The 23,362-nt window shown below is 36.5% G+C and carries 19 protein-coding genes; 8 read left to right on the top strand and 11 right to left on the bottom strand.

Features of this window, described 5'->3' with window-relative positions; genetic code table 11:
• Positions 1-898: DUF4367 domain-containing protein (locus BUE08_RS05695; RefSeq protein ID WP_286680543.1), on the top strand; the 898-nt coding region annotated here is incomplete at its 5' end.
• A 161-nt stretch (positions 899-1,059) separates the two neighbouring features.
• Here BUE08_RS05695 and BUE08_RS05690 read toward each other — a convergent pair.
• Positions 1,060-2,442, bottom strand: coding sequence for an APC family permease (locus BUE08_RS05690; RefSeq protein ID WP_286680542.1), 1,383 nt, complete (start codon positions 2,440-2,442; stop codon positions 1,060-1,062).
• A gap of 212 nt (positions 2,443-2,654) precedes the next feature.
• Between BUE08_RS05690 and BUE08_RS05685 the strand changes: the two genes are divergently transcribed.
• The 4 genes from BUE08_RS05685 (at position 2,655) to BUE08_RS05670 (ending at position 8,518) form a co-directional block, all read left to right on the top strand.
• Positions 2,655-3,395 (top strand): Crp/Fnr family transcriptional regulator, encoded by a 741-nt coding sequence (locus BUE08_RS05685; protein ID WP_059033389.1) that lies wholly within the window; start codon positions 2,655-2,657, stop codon positions 3,393-3,395.
• Between the two features lie 168 nt (positions 3,396-3,563).
• The gene (locus BUE08_RS05680; RefSeq protein WP_213996832.1) at positions 3,564-5,408 is read left to right on the top strand and encodes a CocE/NonD family hydrolase; all 1,845 of its coding nucleotides are present in this window, start codon (positions 3,564-3,566) and stop codon (positions 5,406-5,408) included.
• Positions 5,409-5,485: 77 nt separating this feature from the next.
• Positions 5,486-6,682 (top strand): hypothetical protein, encoded by a 1,197-nt coding sequence (locus BUE08_RS05675; RefSeq protein ID WP_286680541.1) that lies wholly within the window; start codon positions 5,486-5,488, stop codon positions 6,680-6,682.
• 21 nt (positions 6,683-6,703) lie between these two features.
• Positions 6,704-8,518: a CocE/NonD family hydrolase gene (locus tag BUE08_RS05670; protein WP_213996835.1), complete on the top strand. Its 1,815-nt coding sequence runs from the start codon at positions 6,704-6,706 to the stop codon at positions 8,516-8,518.
• Positions 8,519-8,691: 173 nt separating this feature from the next.
• On the opposite strand, the gene BUE08_RS05665 is transcribed toward BUE08_RS05670, so the two are convergent.
• From BUE08_RS05665 to BUE08_RS05640, 6 genes are all read right to left on the bottom strand, one after another.
• Positions 8,692-9,867 carry a MalY/PatB family protein gene (locus BUE08_RS05665; protein ID WP_286680540.1) on the bottom strand — a complete coding sequence of 392 codons (1,176 nt, stop codon included), beginning with the start codon at positions 9,865-9,867 and terminating at the stop codon, positions 8,692-8,694.
• 25 nt (positions 9,868-9,892) lie between these two features.
• Positions 9,893-11,170, bottom strand: a complete 1,278-nt coding sequence (locus BUE08_RS05660) for a dicarboxylate/amino acid:cation symporter (RefSeq protein WP_213996837.1) — start codon at positions 11,168-11,170, stop codon at positions 9,893-9,895.
• A gap of 207 nt (positions 11,171-11,377) precedes the next feature.
• A complete protein-coding gene (locus BUE08_RS05655; protein WP_286680539.1) occupies positions 11,378-12,442 on the bottom strand; it encodes a sigma-54 interaction domain-containing protein in 1,065 nt (354 codons plus the stop codon).
• Positions 12,443-12,523: 81 nt separating this feature from the next.
• Positions 12,524-13,438 (bottom strand): hypothetical protein, encoded by a 915-nt coding sequence (locus tag BUE08_RS05650; RefSeq protein ID WP_286680538.1) that lies wholly within the window; start codon positions 13,436-13,438, stop codon positions 12,524-12,526.
• A gap of 10 nt (positions 13,439-13,448) precedes the next feature.
• On the bottom strand, positions 13,449-15,041 hold the full coding sequence (locus tag BUE08_RS05645; protein WP_059033374.1) for a flavodoxin family protein: 1,593 nt from the start codon (positions 15,039-15,041) through the stop codon (positions 13,449-13,451).
• 72 nt (positions 15,042-15,113) lie between these two features.
• Positions 15,114-18,398, bottom strand: a complete 3,285-nt coding sequence (locus BUE08_RS05640; protein WP_059033372.1) for a glycoside hydrolase family 10-like protein — start codon at positions 18,396-18,398, stop codon at positions 15,114-15,116.
• A 344-nt stretch (positions 18,399-18,742) separates the two neighbouring features.
• Here BUE08_RS05640 and BUE08_RS05635 point away from each other — a divergent pair, with 344 nt between their 5' ends.
• From BUE08_RS05635 to BUE08_RS05625, 3 genes are all read left to right on the top strand, one after another.
• On the top strand, positions 18,743-18,949 hold the full coding sequence (locus tag BUE08_RS05635; RefSeq protein ID WP_059033370.1) for a helix-turn-helix transcriptional regulator: 207 nt from the start codon (positions 18,743-18,745) through the stop codon (positions 18,947-18,949).
• Complete coding sequence (locus tag BUE08_RS05630; RefSeq protein WP_059033368.1) at positions 18,946-19,368, top strand: DUF6773 family protein; 423 nt, start codon at positions 18,946-18,948, stop codon at positions 19,366-19,368. Before BUE08_RS05635 ends, BUE08_RS05630 begins: the two co-directional genes overlap by 4 nt.
• A 103-nt stretch (positions 19,369-19,471) precedes the next feature.
• On the top strand, positions 19,472-19,696 hold the full coding sequence (locus tag BUE08_RS05625) for a NifU family protein (RefSeq protein WP_059033367.1): 225 nt from the start codon (positions 19,472-19,474) through the stop codon (positions 19,694-19,696).
• Between the two features lie 207 nt (positions 19,697-19,903).
• On the opposite strand, the gene cobC is transcribed toward BUE08_RS05625, so the two are convergent.
• From cobC to cobD, 4 genes are read right to left on the bottom strand one after another with little or no spacing between them, the layout of a single operon-like run.
• On the bottom strand, positions 19,904-20,533 hold the full coding sequence (gene cobC, locus BUE08_RS05620) for an alpha-ribazole phosphatase (protein ID WP_059033365.1): 630 nt from the start codon (positions 20,531-20,533) through the stop codon (positions 19,904-19,906).
• 4 nt (positions 20,534-20,537) lie between these two features.
• Entirely contained in the window at positions 20,538-21,275 is a 738-nt protein-coding gene (gene cobS, locus BUE08_RS05615; RefSeq protein ID WP_059033363.1) for an adenosylcobinamide-GDP ribazoletransferase, read from the bottom strand.
• A gap of 23 nt (positions 21,276-21,298) precedes the next feature.
• On the bottom strand, positions 21,299-22,252 hold the full coding sequence (cbiB, locus tag BUE08_RS05610) for an adenosylcobinamide-phosphate synthase CbiB (protein WP_286680537.1): 954 nt from the start codon (positions 22,250-22,252) through the stop codon (positions 21,299-21,301).
• A complete protein-coding gene (gene cobD, locus BUE08_RS05605; protein WP_286680536.1) occupies positions 22,249-23,358 on the bottom strand; it encodes a threonine-phosphate decarboxylase CobD in 1,110 nt (369 codons plus the stop codon). Before cobD ends, cbiB begins: the two co-directional genes overlap by 4 nt.
• Positions 23,359-23,362 lie beyond the last annotated feature (4 nt).

Genomic DNA, 23,362 nt, shown 5'->3' with positions numbered 1-23,362 from the left:
TAAGCAATCTGAAGAATACATTAAGCTTTTGGAATTGGGTAAAACAATGGCAGATAAGGATTTTAGCAAGGACAGCGATAAACAAAAAGTCTTTGAAAGAGTTTTGAGAAATATTAATGAACAAAAAGGGAGAGAAGATACTTTGAAAAAGTCAAATAAAGCTAAAAGTATTGTCACTAAAGTTGCGTCATTTGCGCTTGTATGTGTGTTGGGATTTTCCTTGATGCAAACATCTTTTGCCCAAGGAGTAGTTGACAAGATAGTAAGGACTATATCCCTTGGACATATAACAATTCTGGAAGGTGAACCTTCTGACATAAAATCAGTGCCTGTTCCCGATAAATTAAAAGGCAAGATTTTTGATAAGGATGGCAATCCATTAAAGACGCTTTCAACCGAACATGCTGAAGAAGTATATACTGCTGATGGCGAAAGAATCGCTTACATTGATTCAAATGGAGATATAGTAACCGAAAGTGAGCACGAGAAAGCAAGGGCAGACGAGTGTCTGATAATTAAAGATTCCGACCAGTTAAATAATTATACCTGTTTTGATGTTAAGCTTCCAAGTTATTTACCTGAAGGTTATAAATTTGCAGAGGCAGAATTTTTTAAAGACGAAAATGGCGTCGTAGAAAATAGCAAAGTCGTAGGACTGTATTTTGCAAATGAAGAAACGGGGAAATTCGTCTACATGCAGCAGAGAGTTGCCGAGGAAGATGCAGGATATGTGACAGATGCGGTTAAGATTGAAGAATTAAAAATAAACGGTGTAGACGCCGTCCTGTATGATGATAGTAATCTTGACTGGGAATATAATGGCGTAATTTATATGCTGGTAGGCAGAGGCGAAATCGCCAAAGATGAACTCGTAAAAATTGCAGAATCTATAAAATAATTTTGCAATACCTCTAACCATAAAACCCTCCCTTAAATTTTTATTAGTTGGGGAGGGTTTTATTTTACTTTCTTTATCACATAAAGCTTTAAATTTGGCTGCTTCGTCACCTTTTCATGTTAGCTTGTTAGCCTTACAAAATGTATTTAGGCACGATTTGACTAGTTTTTGTTAGCTAGCTCTTTTTTAGCGGCTTCTTCGCGAACAAGCCACGGCTGATATGGCGTTTTCATGTTTTGAACCATATCTACACCTTTATTTTTAAGATATCTAATCCTGAAGTAAGTATAAGTACCAGCAGCAATATAAAATCCCACCATGAGCAGATAATTCTTAGGTTTCATTTGAGCCAAAACAGAGCTTCCCATGACGAGACAAAGAGCCGAGGCAACAAAAACAATTACACAGTTTATCCAATGAGGAATCCTTAGAAAAGATGTCTTGTATGAATTTGGAAAATACTTCGGCAGCATAAAAATCGAAGCGAATATAATTGGACTAAGCAGCAATCCGGGTATGGATGTTATATTGATCACATCGGTTAAATTAAAACCGAAAACCATTGCCAAAATTGCAATAAGAGAATTTAACCAAATAGAATTTGCCGGAGCATTGTATTTATTAAGCTTCATAATGCTTTCAGGGAATAAGCCGTCTCTTGCAGCAGCAAAATGGGAACGTGAAAACATTAAAATACATGAATTAATACTCGTTACAACTGCTAAGAGAGCTCCACCCGCTATAAAGAATGTCAGCATGCCAGGACTCATAAATTTGCCTGCGACAGTTGCCAGGTTATCAATTTTATAAAAATCTGGCATCACGCCAATTGTTACATAAGCCATAGATGCATAAATAATAGCTGTTAAAAATGTGCTTATTAAAAAAGCTATAGGGATATTTTTGCCTGGGTTTTCAATTTCATCGGCAATATACATAAGAGCGTTAGCTCCTATCAAACTGCCATGCATAATACCCATAGCCGCCCACATTTTGGTAAGTTCAAATGTTGATGTAATAACTTCCTTAAGAGATACCACTGTATGGCCCCAACCACCGAAAATATAAGTGCCGATTGCCGCCAAAAGCACAAATACACATACATTTTGGACCCATGCAGATATTTGGATACCATAGCAAGTAATAATTGTGAAAATTATCGTAATAACAACCGCTACCAGAACCTCGGGTATTGACGGAAAGAGCATTGCAAAATAGGTTGAAAATGTAAGTGCCATCGTAGCAACTTTCATAGGGCCAATAGCTAACTGATTGAATGCATGGATAATTCCCAAATATGGATGAACAAGACGAGTAAGATGCATATAAGATGCTCCATTTGCTGGCAGAACAGAAATTAGCACCATTTCAGGAAGCGTTTTTAGAAAAACAAAAATAGCAGCTAAGATAAATCCCAAGACAATTCCATTACCACCTATGATCTTAATTGCTATAGGCGTTGTCGCAAATATGCTAGCGCCAATTATACTGCCTATGCCCATCATCACACAGGAAAAAAGTGACATCTTCTTTACTTCATTCACACTATTCACTCCCCCTTTAATAATTTACGGATAATTTATTTTTATTTTATAATACTTAGTATTTTACATCTGTCAGCTAGGAGACAATAATATAAAATTTAACATTATTGAGAAGATTGCTCAATTGAAAATTTTTTAGTGTATGATATGATGTTTATAGATAATTTTTAAGTTGGTATTCTTCGGGATTGGTTAGGGGAGGAGGTGTATGATTGGAATATAATTTCCCATCGCTTGCAAATGGCTTTGATAAAAAACTAAAAAATGAAGAAATTGCAGTTTTTATAGCAAAAACGCCAATATTTGAAGGTGTTGAACTTAAAAATTTAAAAAGAGCGGCCGAAAATAGCCAGGTTCACCATTTTAGAAAAGGAAGCATCATTTTCCAAAAGGGCGAACCATCTAATTGGATGTATATTATACGAAAAGGTTCCATAGCTGAATTTGTTAGATATGGTTCAAGTGTTGATATTATAGTAAAAACCAGAAAGGCTTGCGATTATATTGGTGAAATGGGCATGCTGATTGATGAACCTTACACTTGCACTGCGGTTGCCATGGAAAACAGCACTCTCTATTCATTTTCTAAGGAAAAATTTTTGGAATTGGCATGGAGCACGCCTAAGATTTTACAGCATATCATTAGCCAGTTGATAGACCGTTTAAATAATTCATGTGAAAAATTTGTAAATGCTATGCACTTAGACGCTGAAGGCAGGCTTGCTTTTACGATAATTCAACTAGCAAATGACAAAGATACCGAAGGCGATAATATAAAGATAAATGTTACTCAAGACGAACTTGCAGCATCGTCCGGAATGGCACGGCAAACAGTGGCAAGCATACTAGGGCAGTGGCGTAAGCAAGGTTGGATTTTAACATCGCGCGGAAGTATAAGTGTTAAAAATCGTGACGCGCTGATGGATGTCATTGTCGATAGTGAATTAAAATAATTTCCGATATTTCAAATTGAACATTTAATTTTTTTAAGTATCTCTTAATTTTTTAAAAGGAGATACTTTTTTTATAACATTCCGACTTATGTCGCATATCTGACTGACGACACCTAATCCAACAGCTATAATAGTTTTATAAAATATCTTCATGGAGGCATAGTTACAATGAAATTAAAGGAGTTTAAAGAAATTACAGGCTTAAGCAAGTGTCCAGTTTACTGGGACAGGCGATATTCGAAAGACTTAGATAAACTTTCTAAGCCTGAATACAGTATTAAAAAAGAAGCAGATGTACCTGTAATACTTCGTGACGGATGCAAGATATACTGCGACATATATCATCCGGCAGAAATCGATCAGGCGCCGGCTTTGGTTGCATGGTCTGCTTACGGTAAAGAAATGCAGGTTATGCGACATGGCTCATTGCCCAGTTCTTCCAATTATTTTGACCATAGTCTCGAAGCAGGTGACATGGAATTTTTTGTCACACGAGGCTACACTTTTATAATTCCCAATCCCCGTGGAATTGGAAAATCGGAAGGTGAATTTCTCGGCATCTATAATCCTCAGGAGCAAGAAGACTGCTATGACACTGTGGAATGGGCAGGTACTAATTGCAGGTATTGCAATGGCAAAGTTGCTTTAGTGGGATATTCATATTTTGGAATTATACAAGCTCTTGTAGCGGCTCTTCAGCCCCCACATCTTGTATGTATTATGCCTTTGTCATACACTGATGATTATTATCAGCACGGATATTATGGCGGGGTTGCAAATACTTATATGAATATGTATTGGGAGCTTTGCCCTTCTAATAATCCGGTACCGTGGACAACCAAAATGATGTCTGAAGAAGAAATGAAAGAACTTATTTGTGAAATTCAAAAAGATCCAGATATCGCTATAAACTCTTATTTTAATAAAATTTTCAATGTATGGCCGCCTAAATATCACACTTTTTACTTAGATTATTTATTGCACCCCCAGGAAGACGATTTTTGGCGCCCCCGTTCAGTTAAATATAAGTATGACAAAATAAAAGTTCCAATATATTTAAAATGTGGTTGGGCTCCTTCCGGAAGATGGACTGCGCCAGTATTTAATGCCATGAATTCTTCTGATCTAAGCGTGTATAAGCGCTGCGGCGTGATGGAAGATTATAACGGCTTGGAATTACCTTATCGCTTTATGAATGAGGAAATGCTGCGATGGTATGACCATTGGATGAAGGGAATTGATACAGGCATTACTGAAGAACCTCCTATAAAACTCAACATCATGGGTAGGGGTTATAGGTATGAGTATGAATATCCACTAGCAAGAACTGAATACAAAAAGCTGTACTTGCACCCATTTGGTCAGCTTCGCTGGGATCCTGTAATTGACAGCGATCTTCCTCCGGACAGTTTCACTCACCGCCCTCCGCATATTACAACCAATGTAGAATCATTAGTGTATAGAACGAATCGTTTTAATAAGCCTACTGAATTTACCGGTCCAATTGAACTCCATTTATTTGCTGCTATTGACAGCACTGATGCTAATTTTATCTGCAAGGTCTGGCAAATTTTGCAAGATGGCAGTAGGATGCCTGTATGTAGGGCAGGTTATCTTAAAGCCTGCTATAAGCTGGATGAAGAAAAAAGTCTAATCGGAAGGCCGGTCCACGATTACACAAAGCGCTGCCCAGTAACGCCAGGCCAAATAAATGAGTATGTAATAGAAATTAATCCCATAGGCATGGTATTCGATCCCGGCACCTCGCTTGAACTGGAAATTAAAGCAATGGACAATTATCCTCCTCAAGCCGGCGCTTGGCAAGGTAAAATGGGTCATCTTGGACCAATTCCAAGCAGTAATACAATCAATTATAAAATTTATAGGGATAATCATTATCAATCCTACATTCTTATGCCTTATATACTTTCAAGTCCTGATGAATTATGGCTTCAGTCAATTGTAGAAGACAATATTGTTACAGCCGGCACTGTAAGCGGCGGAACGCACTAAAAATAACTTTAAATTGCGGCGTATCTTCATTATCTCATGCTTAGATACGCCCCTTATAGCACAAAGGAGTATATGTAATGAGTTGGTCCTTTGAATTAAGTTTTTTTATTTTTTTAATTATTGTTTTTGCCTCCCAGGCATTGGCAGTTCGTCTTCACTCTCTCGTGCCAATGCCGCTGATTATGGGGATATTTTGTATAATTGGATTTGCTTTAAATATTATCCCTAAAGATTTTGTGGTAAATTCAAATATGACCGCCGTAGGAACTATTGCTTTTAATGTTTTTGTTATTCACAATGCTACCATGATTGATATCAGTTTCCTAAAAGAGCATTCTACAGACGCCATAGCTTGTATCTTAGGTTCGCTAATACTTACATGCATTTTGGCGCTCTGCACAAAAGGCATTTTAGGGCAAAAGTTATCATTGCTTTCTCCTGGTCCAGTTTTAGGCAGCGGAGCCTCTTGTGCCATTGCATCTTATTCCGTCAAAAGTACCCACCCTGAACTTTCAGTCTATCCATGGATGATTTTCATGTTTCAAGGTCTTTTTTCAGTACCTGTTGTGACATGGGCGCTTAAAAGAGAGGCAAAAATTATTTTAAATAATTACAATGACAGCGAAGACGAAACATGTGCTTTAAATCCTATAGAAAACAATAAAAGATCAAATTTACTTCATATCAATGGTTTATGCAAAAAGGTCCCTTCTGCATATAAGACTCCGGCCTACTATCTTGGAACTATTATGATTGCCAATATTTTTAGTAAATACTTATATACCGAATTTCTTACACCATACAAATTAAACACTAATGTAATAGCCCTATGCATTGGTTTCATTTTTGCTCAATTAGGTTTTTTGGATAAGGCACCTTTAAACAAATCTGATTCTTTCGGTTTGCTGCTTATGGGTCTTATGGGGCTCATGGCAAATACTCTTGCAAATACTCCCTTGGATAGTATTTTATCATTGTTTGGTCCAATAATTTTTGTCTTTTCTGTTTCTACGCTAGTGCTTATACTATGCGGAATTGCTGCGGGCAGGTTATTTGGTTATAGTTCATATCGTGGAATTGCCTTGATGGCCAATTGTATGATGGGTTTTCCTGTAAATGAAATGCTTTTACAAAACGTGGCAAGGCTTGCTGAAAGCGATTCAGAAAAGGAATATTTGGCAAAGCAGATTTTTCCGATCTTAAATACCGGAACTATGCTGATAGTAAATACAATTTCAATTTTGATAGTAAGTATTATGGTGAATTTTATTTAATAATGCTAGGAGGAAATTATTATGTCAAAACTTCTGTCTGAATACTTGGGTCTTGATGTTCTACCTCATTACTGGGATAAGAGGTATACCAAAAATCTTGATAAATTATCCAAACCTATTTACAAGGTACAGAAAATTGAAGATGTCTGGCTTACTTTGCGCGATGGCACAAGACTTTGCACTGATATTTATGTGCCAGTGGGCGCTAAGGCTTGTCCGGCACTGCTTGCATGGTCTGCTTATGGTAAAACCATACAAGGCATTAAAAGAGGCGCGATACCTCCAGAATCATTGCTGTTTGATCATAGTCTTGAAGCTGGCGATATAGATTATTTTGTCTCAAGAGGCTATGTTTATGTTATTCCAGACCCTCGAGGTATTGGTAAATCCGAAGGCGTATTCTATGGCGTATACAACCCTCAAGAACAAGAAGATATTTATGATGTCATAGAATGGATAGCAGCTCAAAACTGGTGTGACAGCAATGTCGGCATGATAGGCTATTCTTATTTTGGTATTATACAGATTTTAGCTGCTGCAAAACAGCCACCACATTTAAAATGTATAATGCCGTGTTCTTTTGTAGATGACTATTACCAGCATGGATACTACGGCGGAGTAGGCTCCACCTATATGAGTATTTATTGGGAACTTTGTCCTTCTAATAAGCCCATGCCCTGGTCAATAAAAATGTATGGCGAGGAAAAAGTAAGGCAAATGATGACAGAGCGCTTAAAAGATCCGGATATTGCTGTAAATTCATATTTTACTAAAATTTTAACAACTTGGCCTCCGACATATCATACTTTCTTTCTTGACTATTTATTGCATCCACTAGACGGAGAATATTGGCGTCAAAGATCCGCCAATCAAATTTATGAAAAAGTAAAAGTCCCGGTTTATTTGCATTGCGCATGGTCTCCGATGGGCAGATGGAGCGCACCTATCTTTTCTGCAATGAATGACAAACGTCTAAATTGTCCAAAGCGTCTCGGAGTGTTAGAGGGTTATGACGGCTTAGAGCTTCCATACCGCGCATTAAATGAAGAATGTCTGCGTTGGTATGATATGTGGCTTAAAGGTATTGACACAGGAATCATGGATGAACCTTTATATAAAATAAGTATAATAAATTCAAGCGTACGTTATGAGCATGAATGGCCTTTGGCAAGAACTCAATGGAAAAAGCTGTACCTACGTTCTTTTGGAAGGTTGCGCTGGGACAGCGAACCTGACAGCAATCTTCCGCCTGATGGGTTTACTCATTTGCCACCGTCTGTTTCGACCGAGGTAAATAAGCTCACTTACCGAACATCGCCTTTTCCACATCAAAAAGAGTTTACAGGTCCTATAGAATTACATTTATTTGCCTCCATAGATACAACAGATGCAAATTTCATTGTTAACCTGTATGATGTTTTGCCTGATGGTTCCCGGATGCCGCTGCCTCGCTATGGAGCGCTTAGGGCATCGCATCCGTTAAATGTTGAAAAATCAACTATCGGTTCACCTGTTCATGACAATTCGGTTTCTATACCTGTAAAACCCGGAGAAATAAATGAATATGTAATCGAAATAAATCCCACTGCCATTGTTATTCCTCAGGGTCATATGTTAGAACTTGAAATTACCAGTATGTGCCCTAATGAATGTCATAAAGAAACCTGGATAGGTAAAGTTGGCAATATGAATGTCATTCCTTCGAATGCAACAACAAGCTATAAAATATATCGAGATAGCGACCACCCTTCTTATATCTTGCTACCTGAAATTCCGTATACTCCTTCAGATTTGTGGCTGCAACCGATAGAGGATACTCTAGTGGATTATTTATAGATATAATTTTGCACAAACATTATTTTAAAGCAAAAACAGATATGGCGCCAGAAGAAGTATCATATGTAACGAATTAGCTTTCTTTACAGTAAAGTAAATTATAGGTTCTTCAAATACCTCTTGATAAAGCAAAACTCAAGAGGTATTTGAAGCATATAAATGGTATCACAATGTTAAATCACTTCCACAGTCGCCTTTTTTAGCTTTTCCATCGCATTCTCAAGCAATGCTCTTGGACAGCCTAGGTTAAGCCTCATAAATCCCCTTCCATTTTCTCCGAACCAGTATCCGCTATCAAGTGCTAAACCTGCTTTGTCCACAAATAATTTATCGATTTCTTTTTCATTTAAGCCAAGCCCCCTGCAATCAAGCCACATAAGATAAGTTCCCTGCATTTTTGTGGGCCTTATTCCCCTTATGTTTTTATTTATATAATCATATACAAAATTCGCATTGCCCTCAAGATATTCTATAAGCTCGTCTACCCACTCTGCCCCCTGTTCATATACAGCCTGAGTTACTACTCTGCTAAATACGTTTGACCTGTTAAGATCCAGTAAACTTAACTCTTTTTTATATGCATTCATTTTCTCATTATCAAATATAATACAATATGCGCTGTGAAGACCTGCAATATTAAATGTTTTGCTAGGTGCAGTACAAGTTATCGAATTCATTTTAAATTTTTCGGATATGCTGGCAAATGGTACGTGAACACTATTTTTAAATACAATATCGAAATGGATTTCATCAGAGACTACAAGCACTCCGTTTTTTAAACATATTTCTCCAAGCTGCTCTAACTCTTCCCTGCTCCAAACTCTCCCAACTGGATTATGAGGACTGCACAATATAAGCATTTTACAGTCCGGATCAGATGCTTTCTTCTCTAGATCGTCAAAATCCATTGTATATTTACCATCTTTGACTACTAGTGGATTTTCTACAATTTGCCTATTGCTTCCTTTTATTACATTAAAAAACGGATAATATACAGGAGTTTGTATGATAACTTTGTCTCCTTCCTGCGTAAACTTTCTTACCATCATATTCAGAGCAAAAACTACTCCGGGTGCATACTCTATATTTTCCTTTGCAGCATCCAGATTATGCCGCAGTTTTAACCACTTTACTATAGCATCATAAAACTGATCCGGTCTTCTCGTATATCCAAAGATCCCGTGTTGAGCCCTTTTTGTTATAGTAGATATTACAAAATCCGGTGATTTTATATCCATGTCAGCTACCCAAAATGGCATTAAGTCATTTCTTCCAAAATTTATATCCATTTCATCATACTTTACTGAATCTGTGTTCCTTCTGTCAATTATTTCATCAAAATTATACATTCAAATCCCTCGATCCATTTTTTTATTATTCAACTACATCAACTGTTTTTTGTAATTTTGCTTTTTCAAGCCAATCCTTGCCATCGACGGTTCGACTTACCATCATGCATACCACAGTATCTCCTGTTGAATTTATCATTGTCGCGATAGCATCTGTAAGTAAGCCGATAGTTACAATAATAGGGAGAACTTCCTGGTTAAATCCATAAAAACTTACTATCATTATATCTCCCATCATTCCTCCGCTTGGAATCCCGCTAAGCACTACGCCAGTCAAAATAGAAAGAAGTGTTGCTGTTGTCCATACACCAATCCCCTTAAAGTCTAAGCCGAAAATCCCAAATAAAAATGCTATTTTCATCAAGCTGGTAAGCACAGTGCCGTCCATGTGAATCGTAGCTCCTAACGGAAGAATTATACTGCTTATATCATCCTTTACTCCGATTTTTTTAGTTATGGATAGATTAGTAGGTAAAGTTGCAATAGAGCTTTGGGTCGCAAGAGATGTTACAACTGCAGGGAATATATTTTTATAGAAAACTTTAACACCTTCCATCCCGGCTGCGTAGTAGACATATGCGGTAAAACCTATTAGAAAATACAATATGCAAATAGGAAAAAACATTATAATGGCTCTGCTGTATGCTCCAATCAAGTTCGTGCCATAGTCCCCTACCAATGCGGCAAAATAAGCTCCTAAGCCTATTGGTGCATAAAGCATAATAAGATTTATCATCTTCATAAACGCCTCTGACATAGTGTCAAAAAATGTAATTACAGGATTGTCTTTGCTGTCCTTTATCACCAACCTTATGCAATACCCAAGTGCAATAGAAAAAATTATAAGCGGCAACATGGCTTTTTTAGAAAGTATAAGATTAAAATCATTTACCGAAACTGCTTGCACTATCTGGGTCAAAAAGTTAATTTCTTCTGGTTTCTCATATTCTCCTAAAGAAATATTTATTCCTTGAGCAGGAGGGAAAATTGTTAAAATTATTATTATAAATATAGAAGCGATGATTCCAGTGATCACAAAAAATATAAGCGAGTGTTTTAAGATTTTTCCTAATCTTTCCATATTTGTCATTTTCGCAATCGAACTTGACAAGCTAAAAAAGACAAGAGGAACTACAACTGTAAACATCAAATTTAGAAATAGTTCTCCAAAGGGTTTTAATACTACTGCCTTCTCTTTAAATATCAATCCAATAATGCAGCCTGTAACAATTCCAACAATTAAGAGAATGATAAACCTATAGCTTCCGAGAGCACCTCTTTTTTTAGATTTTTCTGTTTGCATGAATTATTCCTCCTTGTTTTATTTCAATAAGTTTTATTTCTATAAATAATGCAAGTTGTGTGCCATTAGAAATTTTTGCGTTTTATATTCAAACAACAGCCCGAAGGCTGTTGTTCTAAAGATAGATTTTAGATTTGACAGTTTAAAAAACAATTTTATAAAATATGAACAGGGTTATTAGTCTTTTAGTTTTACCTGCAAACCCTATTAATTGGCATTTAGTTTCTTAAGAGCTTCAAGAAATTCTATACCCTTTGGACTAATCACACTTCCGCCTCTTCCTCTTGATGAATTTGTAAGCTCGTAATAGGATAACTTCTTTAATACACTTTTAACATCATATTCTGAAAGATTGAATCTTTTATTATATGCCTTTTGGCTTATTGTCTTCCTTCCTAATTTTTCTCTATTAAGAAACGCTTCATGAAGTATTTCTAACACTACTAAGCACTTTTCATCTTCAAGTATCTCATCTAATTGATCAAATTTTAAATCTCTCCTGACTTCATTGCTAATTCTTCTTCTAATATGATGAGGCAAGTCATCTATTTCGATTTTAGATTTTTCCAGATTATCCAGATACCTTACGCAATTAATCAGCTCTCGGATATTTCCATCCCAATTATATTCTTTCAAAGCATTCATAGTTTCTTTTGTTATCACAAAGTTTCCATGCATGCTGTTCTTAAAATATTCAATTAGAACTTCTATATCTTCTTTCCTATCTCTTAAAGGCGGAACATAAATCGGCAGCACATTAAGTCTGTAATAAAGATCTTTTCTGAAAAGACCTTTTTGAATTTGTTCCTCTAAATCTAAATTTGTCGCAGCAATAATCCTCATATCCACTTTTATAACTTCACTGCCGCCTACTCTCATTATTTCTCTTTCTTCAATTACTCTTAAGAGTTTTGCCTGTAATTCTATGGGCATCTCTCCAATTTCATCTAAAAACAATGTACCATTATTAGCCATTTCAAAAATTCCTTTTTTGCCACTTTTAGATGCCCCGGTGAAAGCCCCTGCTTCGTATCCAAAAAGTTCGCTTTCAAGAAGGGAAGGATTAAATGAAGCACAGTTTACAGCAACAAAGTGCTTATCCTTATTATTAGAAAGGTTGTGAATCGCTTGGGCTACAAGCTCTTTTCCGGTACCGCTTTCACCTGTTATCAATACCGATGCTTTTGATTTTGCCATTCTCTTGATTAAATTACGAACTTCTTCTATTTCAGAGCTATTTCCTAGGATTTGATCAATGGTATATTTTGCCACATGCCCCTTGTTCATAAGCTGAAGTCTTAATTTGTTCTGTGCATCTTCCTTGGATTGAAAGTCCTCTATAATTGCATATGATCAATTATACTTTCCATCTTTTTCTAAAATTGGATAGCAAGATAAACTAATATACTTACCATTTATTTTGACCAACTTATCCTTTATTTGTTTATCCGAAAAATCAATCTCCGGCAATATTTTATTTGCAGCTTTCCCTAGCATATCAATTTTATTAATTCTAACAATGTTTTCAGCATTGCCGTTGCAAGAAACAATTATATTGTCCTTATTTGCATATATAACGCCCTTATCCATGAGACTCAAAAGAGCATCAAGCTGGTTTTTTAGCGCATTTGACTTGCCTAAAAGATATTCTACTCCTATGTTATACGTCACAAGAGTATCAAAGTATTCTGACACACTTTTATTGGCTAAGTATTCTTCCAATCCAAGATTTATAAACAATTCTACAATAGTGCTTTCATCGATTAACCTATGTCCTAAATCATAAACCCTTTTTGCTCTTTGGGGAACAAAACGCATTTCTCCTGTAGTAACAGCAACATCTATATTAGGTATTTTTCCCATGTTTGGATAAACGGGTATAAATTTAATATAATCAAAGCCCAGTTGATATAAGAGTCCTATGGTTTCAGCAGCCATCTCCGGACTCAAATTCACTAGCATTGCTGTGTCTACATCCGTTAGGGATTTTAGAATATTATAGCCTTTTTTGGAAAGGGTAAGCTTTGCTATTACAACATTAAAATCATCGGTAAGATAATTCCTCAGCATCTCATATTGTGAATATGTACTTATTAAAATTGTATCCAAGTTTTTAATCTGATTGATGATGTTTTGGCTATCAAAATTATTATTCTCAAAAGAAAAATCAAAAATATCTACATCGTCACCAAAAACTTTTTCTAGATTTTCCTTGTAAGATCTGCCGACAGCTGCACTAAAGGTTACTATGCCTAATTTCTTTGTCATATATTCCTCCCTACCCCCTTGCAATTCTTTCAGGATACCATTTTGCAAACCATGCTGTAAAAAGCCCCATTAATAAGGGGGCGAGCAGATTGATTAGTCCTATGTATTTTGCCACGGCACTGCTCATTAAGAAATATGAGTATATGGCAATAATTAGATATAACATACCCCAAGCTAAGGTTAGAATCTTGTTTGTTTTTATAAACAGCGGATTAGCAAACGCTTCGTCGCCATTATAATCATTACTTGAATAGTAGGCTGTCAGCGGAATTTTGGCAAGGCACGATAAAATCCACATTAACCCAAACAGCAGGTAGGATAAACAAACTATAAGTTTTAAACTTATGTTAAGCAATGCTAAAACACTTAAAGCAGAAACCATTATAATGCTTGTTTTGTCGTATATTGTCAGCTTGAATTTGTATGTTAAAACCGGAATAATCGAGCATACTATAACCCCCGCAATACCCGCCCATGTTTTATTTATCGGAAGTAATACCCATAAGATTATCCATTGAATTAAAAGGATATTCATATTGGTTTTAGGTTCAGCCTTGGGAATAGATTTTTTTGTGCCAAAATAATCATTCATTCTGAGCATTGTATTAAAATCGCCTAAGACTCTGCACTGTTTTTTCATCATTGCCGCTGCACCGTTTGCTTTTCCCTCTGAAATTTTATTCCATAAATCAAATGTTGTTTCAATTCGTGTAGTATATGGCATAAAATCATCAGTTTTCAGGATGCACTTTTCTTTTTCGAGCCATAACTGATATGTTTTATTAATGTCGGCAAAATGAAATTCAATCACGGCATCTTTTGCATAGCTTTGCGGGTTGTATACTGCAGCCATTTGCCGCATATAGTTATAAGATTTATCATCTTGGTTACGGTTTTTAGCAGGCTCGTTAATCTGCCAGCTGGCATCTGCTGTTTCAACGAATACTTTCGGCGGCAATATGAGTTCATTTAACTTATTTTGCGTGAGCTCAGAAAACTTCCCTGTTTCTGCAAATTCTCTGCCTGCTTGTTCTGCATAATATAAATATTCAGAAGTTTTACCGTCAAGCTGAGGCACAGAAAAAAGTTCTCCTTCAGGACAGATTATTTTCGTCAGTTTATCCCCAAATATAATCTCAAATTGGCGAAAAAGTGCGTCATAGTTATTTTTTACAGTGTAAAATCCGCAAGTTGAAATAAGAACATAGCGTTGATGTGATAAATCATAACGTGGAGGGTGGCCCGTTGTCCCGTCTTCGTTTATGCTCATATATGGTAAATTTGTCGGCAGCATGCGGTCAAGAAAAGCCTTGATTTTTGACGGCATACCAAAATAATAGAGCGGAAAACTCCATATGATAAGATCTGCTTTGATATATTGCTTAATAAGCTCTTCCATGTCATCTTTAATGACACATCTGCCCGGCGTTTTTGTCCAACAGGTAAAGCAGCCCCGGCAGGGCTCTATGTTTTTTGTTTTGATTTCCACAATGTCTATATTGTGCCTTTGCTTGCTGCAAAGCCCCTTTAAAAAGGCTTTCGTTATTTTGAGAGTATTGCTTCGCTCCCCCTTCGGGCTGCCATTGAGCACTAAAATATTCATAGCGCTGCCTCCAAATATAATGAAATATCAGTACCTTGTTAATCCATAAAAATTCACCAGTTTCAAATATCCTTATTCCATTACTTTTGCCTTTGTTCTGATTGTTGTTTGATTGCTTCTGAATATCTTTTTCCCGGAAGCGTCAAAACCTCGTATTTCATAATAGTATATTGTATCAGGCTGGAGGTTTTCATCTATAAAAATTCCATCAAAATTTCCGGATATCTTTTTACCATTGCGATAAAGCGTATATCCTGCAATATCTGAATCAACCACCGTTGCGGTAAAGCTTAAGGCGGCTTGTGTATCAGTTACATCCGATGCGGTCAGTTTTCCTAAATCCGAACTTGCTACCACATCTTTATTATTCTTATTTACTGTAAATCTTATCTTATTATCCGCACTTTTGTAAGTGTCAAAATTAAAGGTATCCAAGATTTCGATTATGACTGTTGCTCTTCCTTTTTTGTTGATTCTAAGGACATCATCATCAATATCGGCTATTTGGGCATCGCTGGTGATTATATTATATTGACTGCTGTCAAGATACATAATGGCAGAGCTGTTATCGCAAAATACGGCTTTCGCCTTCAAAGGCGCTTCTTTTTCCTCCTTCAGCATCTTTACCGGTATCACAGCCTGAAATTCCCTGACTTTATGGTTTGCCATAAAACTATGATTTGAAATATATTCTTCTAAGATATTAAGCGCAGCATTAAGGTCTGCCTTGATTTTCGCGGCTACTTGCATATTTAGAGTTTCATCGCTGTCAACTATATCAATTAAATCTTCAATGTTACTTTTAATTGAACCTGCACTTTTTGCCGCATCTTTATCATTTTTAAAATCAACTTTAATGTTCCTGACGAGTTCTTTATATTTCTGAGCCTCCTTATTATCCATGCCGCCATATTTTAAATATATGTCATCGATCTTTCTTAAAATATCGGAAAACATAAGGTTTACAGATTGCTCGGTATCTTCCGTTGTAATTGCAGGCTGTCTGAACACGCCGAGTTTTAGCGCGCTGTCATATCCTCCGCTAAAAAGCGACTGAAGTTCAAAAATTCCTACACCGTTTGCAGATGCGGCTCTTGCAGCTGCAATTTGCCTTAAAAATATCTGTATATCAGGTTTTGTAGTTGTGGCAAGCCCCACATTTACCTGCGCATGTCCTTTGGCAAAAGCTTGTGTTTTATTTATATCTTCAACAACCGGCTGTTCGTAAAGATAATATGACATAGGTATTATTGTGTTAATATAATCCTGCGATATCCAATCCTTTGGATTTTGAAATGTGTCTATTATAGTCTTGTTATAATCCGGCCATACATCTATAGATATTTGAATATCCGGTTTTATAGACTTGACTTCCGAAATAACCCTGTATGCAAAGGAATTTATTATGCCGACTCTAAAATCGCACCAATCCTGCCACAATTCATCCTCCGCAGTCAATGATGCAGGATCGGCTCCAGCGTAATTTTTGAAAAGCTGCCGTGTGTATGAATCGTACCCGAAATCATTAGAATAATCACCAGACTCCGGATATCTCATATAGTCAAACTGTACGCCGTCAATGTCATATTTTTTGACAAGTTCTTTATACATTCCTGATATAAAATCACGAACTTCGGGCAGGGCCGGATTCAGGTAATAATATTTAGTTCCCAAACTGTCTTTAAAGTATCTATCGCCCTGCTTGCTCTCAATCATCCATTCAGGCTTTTTCTGTGCTACATTTTGACCTACCAAAAAATCCTCAACCCACGCATAAAGCTTTATTCCTCTGGCATGTGCCTCTGTAATATATGCTTGCAGCACATCAAACCCATTATATATAGGATTATGCTCCATGATTTCATTATTTGTCGGGTATATGCTGTATCCATTCCAGTACGTTTCAAGATAAACGGTATTTATATTGATATCTTGCAGCATGTCAAGGCGCTGTTTTACTTCATCAATGCTGGTTTCCCGGGGCCTGTGCCATACCGCCCTGTTTTCAACTTTTGGTGATTCAAATGTCATATAATAAGCTATATTTACCTCATTTTGTATATCATTTACGGTTTGTATCAGCTCTCTGTAATCACCTTGACTTAACAGTTCATGCACTTTTTGCATTTGGGATTTGGTCAAATCTATTTTATTTTGTATTTCATCATAATCAATATCGATATATTGTATTTTAGCCAAATTCAAACAATCCTGAGCCGCTTCTATGGCAAGGTCGGCTGTGCCAACATAAGAATCCGGTGTGAAAATAATCCTTACTTCATGTTTCTCTTTATTCAAGATCACTCTTGACCCTAAACGAGCGTAACTTTGCAGCCAATTTGCTCGGATTCCGTGACCGGATATTACAAACCCGCCATCTGGGATTTGCAGATTGTTTCCACCCACATTCACTATTTTACCGTCTTCTTGAACAGCCACTTCATAGCCGTATGGGTTTGTGCCGGTATAATCACCGTAACTTGAGTCGTAGATTATTATCTGGTCCGGACCGCGGAAACCATCATATGGCTTGTCATTTTTCTTGTCCCAAGCCAAGGGATTATCTTCAATAGACATGGGGTTAAACGCATCATATGTATTCTTGCCGGCACTGTAAAGTTTCATATTATCTGTTACGACTGTTACTTTATCACCGAGTTTGACGTTTTCATGCAGCTGATTATAGAAGGAATTCCCGGAATGTATTGATATAACTACCCCGTTTGATGGTATGGGCGAGTTGTTGTCTACTACTCCGCCGTCATTTTTTATATCAGCGATATCACAAACAGCTCCGTCCACCACCGTTAATTCCATTCCCCACCCATTAGTCTTTGTAGACTTTCCATAGGACGAATCATATAATACGATGCAATTTGCATTTCTTTGTGAATTGACATCATCTATCGGTATAATCAAATCCCCTAGTTTAAAATACTTCTCAGGCAGAATAGGCACATCCAAATTTATAAGTGCTGCTTCATCACCTATATTAACATTTTCTACAGAATCGGCCTTCTCTGTTGCATATGAAATAACATAGCCGTCTGCCGGGATATAAGTGCCTTTGAGTCCGTTGGTATTTTTATATGCTACTATATTATTTACAATTACTAGTTCAACAATACCATTGGTAAAAGGTTTTGTGTATTCTCCAAAATTTCTGGTATAAATCGCAACTTGCTCTTGCTCTCGCTCTTTATCAACCAAATCTATGAAGCAGGCGGCGCCATTTTCAAAGACAATCTTTGGCATGCCGGATGCCGCTATATCCATAGTGCTGGCTCCTGCACTAAACTGCATCATGAAGAGAGCCGCGATAAAAGCGCCTAGTGCGATGGTCTTGGTAACTTTCAAATCGTTTAACTCCTTTCGAGTTTTGGACAAGATACATTGTATATATCAGTATGTATCAATTATAGCAGGTAACAGCGAAAAACCCAACCAATTCCCTTGTCAAAAATTGTTTTTTTTAGTAACGGTCTATCATTCTGAGCACAGCGAAGAATCTTATTTAGTTCTTACAAGGATCCTTCACTGCGTTTAAGATGACAGGCTGGTATGTTCAGTATAGAAAGTCGTTTTAGCCTCGGATATTAGCCTTATTTAATAATTTTTCAAATAAGTTCGTCATTATTTGTAAAATATATTTGACTTTAGTAATATATATGTTACAATATAGATAAAGGAGGTGCCGGGGTTTGATTAACCGCATTAAATTAGCTAGAATGGAGAAGGGCCTAACCCAGCAAGAGCTGGCAGATGCTGTGGATGTCACGCGACAAACAATTCATCTGATCGAAAAAGGTAAATATAATCCTTCACTGAAGTTATGTCTTTCCATATGTCATGTTTTAGATAAAACTCTGGACGATCTATTTTGGATTAAGGAGGAAGATAATAAATGAAAAAACCAGTTCGGGACGAAAGGATTATTCAAGAAGCCATGAAGCAAAACAGCCTGGGCTTTACAATTTTATTTTTTGGGCTTTTATTTGATATACTCTGCAGGCAATTTTTGTTCCACCAGCCGATCTCAAGTTATTGGGACTTAGCTTTGCTATTTTTTGGAACAAGTATTTATTTAGCTGTAAAACGGATAAGCTCAGGCATTTATACCGGTAAAGTCAGCGTAAAACGCATCATTCCATCATCTATAATAGCATCAATTGTATATTCTGCCGTAAATTATCGGTATTTTAAAAACACTGATCTTCTTGAACTTTTTATCGGTGCGATTACTTTCTTTGTGGGATTTTTAGCTGTAAACTTGTTAATGCAGTACGTTTCACAGAAAAAGAATAAGCAAATATTAAAAGACGAGTAGTCTATTTGTAAATACTTATAATTTTTTTCGTTGAATATAAGAATATTATCTGTTATAATAAGAATGATTTTAAATAAGATGTATTTGAAAGGAGTTGTTTGATTTGAAGGAAAAGGTGCAGGATATTTTAGATAAAATTCGTCCGTCGCTTCAAGCAGATGGCGGAGATGTTGAGCTGGTAGATGCAGACGAAGCTACTGGCATAGTAAAGGTACGTCTTTCCGGAGCCTGCGGCGGTTGCCCATTTGCAACTATGACGCTAAAAAACGGTATAGAAGAAGTTTTAAAAGATGAAATCCCTGAAGTCAAAGAAGTTCAGCAGGTTTAATCGTAATTTTAGTGGTCAGTTTTAGAACTGGCCACTTTTCTTTTGTATAGATATCCACTGGCGCTATGCCAGTGGATAAAAAGGCTTTAGCTATAAGCAGAATTAACTATAACAAAGAATAAACTCCTATGATAAAATAAAAGCAACTGACAATCGCAAACATAAAAATCATAGGAGGTGTCAATACACCATATAGTGTTTACACCTCTATATTATACCTAGGTGGCTGGTGTTATTTACCGTAACTATAAAAGCATCGCTTTCCCTAAGTTCCTTTTGGCCATCATATTCGATAATAGTAAGGGATGTATTGCTTATTTTAAACTTCCAGAAAAAACTTGGCTTTAAGTCGAGAAGGGTAAAAAGCATAGCCCTTATAGGACCAGCATGGCTTACTACCAGGATGCGCCCATCTGGATTATTTTTTGCAGTCTCCATTAAAAATTTCGATACCCTTTGGCATAATTCAGAAAGACTTTCTCCCTCTGGCGGTCTAGTATAATAAGGGTTATCTATCCAATTTTGGTATTCTTGTGCCCATTTTTCCATTATTTCTTCATAGGTCAGCCCCTCCCATATACCAAAAGAGAGTTCCCTTATCATTTTTGTCGGCACTACTTTTAGATTGTGGGGCTTTGCTATGATTTCAGCGGTTTCTATAGTCCTTTTCAGGTCGCTTGCAAATACACCGTCGAGTTTTTCGTCCTTTAATTTATCCGCAAGGCACTCGGCTTGAAACCTACCCTCTTCAGCAAGTGGTATATCTGATTGTCCTTGGTATTTCTTTTCTGTATTCCAGATGGTCTCACCATGTCTTACTAAAAAAAATCTTGTCAAAATATCACCCAATCTTAAAGGAAATTATCAAAAAAATCAGCAAAGCAACCGTTTCGCAAAATTCATTAGTTGCTCCGTATGTATCCCCCGTCATACCTCCGAATTGTCTAATTATATATTTTATAAAAGCAAAACCGCACAAAAATGTTATAAAGCTAGCAGCGATTCCTTTGGGGCCGGCGGTAAAGTATATTATTAATAAAGTGAAAACGCTTGCCATAGTAAAGGAAGAAATGCTTTGTCCTGTAAAAGCCTTGCCTAAACCTTTCTTGCGAATATAAGGATAAAACACCATAGAATATGTCATTATCCATCGGCTTATCACCGGGAAACAAATCAAAGAAGATATCATCCATTTTTCAGGAAGCGAAAAAATAAAAAGAAATTTAAGCAAGATTATCAATACAATCCCTATGACTCCATAAGCCCCTGAACAACTATCTTTCATAACGGCCAGTTTTTTTTCTCTATCTCCATAACAAAAAATTGCATCTGTTGTATCGGCAAAACCATCTAAATGCATGCCACCGGTCATAGCGACATGAAAGGCAGTGGCTATACCTGCCGCAGCGCTAAGCGGCATTATTTTTTGAGCCAAAACATATACAAGGGCTAAAAAACCGCCTATTATCGCACCTGCCACCGGAAAAAACGGCAAAGAAGAAGCAATCTTTTCATCGTCGAGTTCTATTTGAGGCAGTGGCAAGCGAGTTAAAAATAGCAGTGATACGTAAAATCCCATTTATCAGCAGTTCTCCCTTCTCTTTATAAAATTGCGCAGCGGATTACTTCACCAATAATAAGGCCTAAAATCGATGTTAATATGCTGAGCTTTACTGTAGTTTTTATATCTTCCAGCACAATTTCTCTAAAGTTTTCTCCCATATATTCTCTAAAACTCATTACGCCTCCGTATGAATTATATCCTCCGAGCCTGATGCCTAGCACTCCTGCTGTTATAGCCTCAGGTATACCACTGTTGGGACTTTCATGCTTTTTAGCATCAGAGATTAAAGTCTTTAAGCCGCCTATTGTATTAAGGCGCATAAAAGATGACGCAAGGAGCATTAAAATACCACCGATTCTTGCAGGAATAAAATTCGCTATATCGTCCATTTTTGCAGAAAACCATCCCAAATCTTTATATCTTTTATTTTTGTAGCCCACCATCGAATCCAGCGTATTTATCGCTTTATAAGCTAATGCCAAGGGAGCGCCGCCGATAAAAGCATAAAACAATGGAGATATTATACCATCCATAGTGTTTTCGGCAACTGTTTCAACCACGGCTCGGCATATTTCTCTTGAGTCAAGATTTACAGTGTCTCTGCCCACAATAAAAGAAAGTCTTTTTCTTGCACCTTCTATATTATTTTTCTTTAATTCTTCAAAGATTTTAAAGGCTTCCTCAGATAAATTTTTTAGGGCAAAGGCGGTATATAAAAGCCAGATATTTATTATTTGATCTAAAAACCAGTTAAAATTACTTGCTGTCTTAATTATAAAGAAAGTTACGAAATATACAGTAAAAACAACGATTACCCATAAGATAATCCCTGCTGCTTTCAGGCCTTTTGATGTCTTAAAAACAGTTCTAAGGCAATTTTCTAAAAAGCTTATAAACCTACCTATAAGCACTACAGGATGTGTGGGCCTTCTAGGGTCACCCAAAATTATATCAAGTAAAAATGCAAGCAAGATTGATATGCCTATATTCATAAGTTGTCCTCTTTTTTCGTATTTATGCAAAGTATCTCATTTAGTGCAGAAATTAATATATCATTTTCTTCTGATTTTTTTACTGCAATTCTGAAGAAATTCTCATTTAAAAAATCATAATTTGAGCAGTTGCGGATTAAAATCTTTTTTTGTTTTAGCTTCTCAGCAAGCGCTGTAACTTTAATTTTGCCTATTGTTTTTGCAAAAATAAAGTTCGCTTCCGGAAACACAGGCTCCAGATTAGGTATTTTGCTAATATTTTTCCAAAGTCGTTTTTTCTCTCTTGAGATATAGGATCGTGTATCTTGAATATATTTTTCGTCTTTAAATATCTCTGTTCCAACAAATCCTGCAAAGGTATTGATATTCCAGGGATCCTTTAAATTATAAAATGTTCTCATAAGTTCAGGATTCGTAAGAACAAACCCCAACCTTAGACCTGGTATTGCAAAAAATTTCGTTACAGATTTTAATATTATAAGATTATCATATTGTTCAATAAAATCTACCATGCTTTCATTTTCTTCTACAAAATCCATAAAAGCTTCATCAATCATCAGGTAGGAATTTCTGGTTTTAAGCTCTTCCAGCGTTACTGTTAAATCACTTTTCTTGGCGATGATACCAGTGGGATTATTTGGATTACATACTATAAAAAGTGAATTTGGGCTTATGGTATTTTTTATTCTATTAAATAACTCTGTATCCAGAATAAAGTTATTAGCGGTAAGATCTAAAAGACGTGTTTTAAGCCGGCGATTCTTGCAAATACGGGCATATTCTAAAAAAGTAGGTGAAGGTATTATAACTTCTTTCGGCTCTATCGCTTCAAACACTATATTTATAAGTTCCACAGAACCATTGCCCGGCATGATGCAGGATGGCTTGGTGCCATAATAAGATGCCGCTGCTTCTCTTAATTCGTTTTGCTCTGTATCAGGATAATAAGCAATATCTTTTATGTGTTCTAATATGATTTTTTCAACAGCATGCGGAAATCCTAAAGGGTTGATGTTGGCACTAAAGTCCAATATCTCATTAGGTGACACATTTAGTTCTTTTGCAGCTTTATATACATTTCCTCCATGAATGCGATCTTTTTGCATTTTT

This window comes from Tepidanaerobacter sp. EBM-49 (assembly GCF_001896645.1).
Lineage (GTDB): Bacteria > Bacillota > Thermosediminibacteria > Thermosediminibacterales > Tepidanaerobacteraceae > Tepidanaerobacter > Tepidanaerobacter syntrophicus.
The sequence above is the reverse complement of the archived record's forward strand: the minus strand, read 5'-3'. Positions and strand labels throughout refer to the sequence as shown.

Excerpts from the sequence above, each read along its gene's own strand:
- cbiB (WP_286680537.1), bottom strand. The coding sequence starts at position 22,252 with ATGAATATAGGCATATCAATCTTGCTTGCATTTTTACTTGATATAATT.
- cobS (WP_059033363.1), bottom strand. The coding sequence starts at position 21,275 with ATGGGATTTTACGTATCACTGCTATTTTTAACTCGCTTGCCACTGCCT.
- BUE08_RS05645 (WP_059033374.1), bottom strand. The coding sequence starts at position 15,041 with ATGAATATTTTAGTGCTCAATGGCAGCCCGAAGGGGGAGCGAAGCAAT.
- cobD (WP_286680536.1), bottom strand. The coding sequence starts at position 23,358 with ATGCAAAAAGATCGCATTCATGGAGGAAATGTATATAAAGCTGCAAAA.
- BUE08_RS05660 (WP_213996837.1), bottom strand. The coding sequence starts at position 11,170 with ATGCAAACAGAAAAATCTAAAAAAAGAGGTGCTCTCGGAAGCTATAGG.
- BUE08_RS05680 (WP_213996832.1), top strand. The coding sequence starts at position 3,564 with ATGAAATTAAAGGAGTTTAAAGAAATTACAGGCTTAAGCAAGTGTCCA.
- BUE08_RS05630 (WP_059033368.1), top strand. The coding sequence starts at position 18,946 with ATGAAAAAACCAGTTCGGGACGAAAGGATTATTCAAGAAGCCATGAAG.
- BUE08_RS05670 (WP_213996835.1), top strand. The coding sequence starts at position 6,704 with ATGTCAAAACTTCTGTCTGAATACTTGGGTCTTGATGTTCTACCTCAT.
- BUE08_RS05665 (WP_286680540.1), bottom strand. The coding sequence starts at position 9,867 with ATGTATAATTTTGATGAAATAATTGACAGAAGGAACACAGATTCAGTA.
- BUE08_RS05650 (WP_286680538.1), bottom strand. The coding sequence starts at position 13,438 with ATGACAAAGAAATTAGGCATAGTAACCTTTAGTGCAGCTGTCGGCAGA.
- BUE08_RS05675 (WP_286680541.1), top strand. The coding sequence starts at position 5,486 with ATGAGTTGGTCCTTTGAATTAAGTTTTTTTATTTTTTTAATTATTGTT.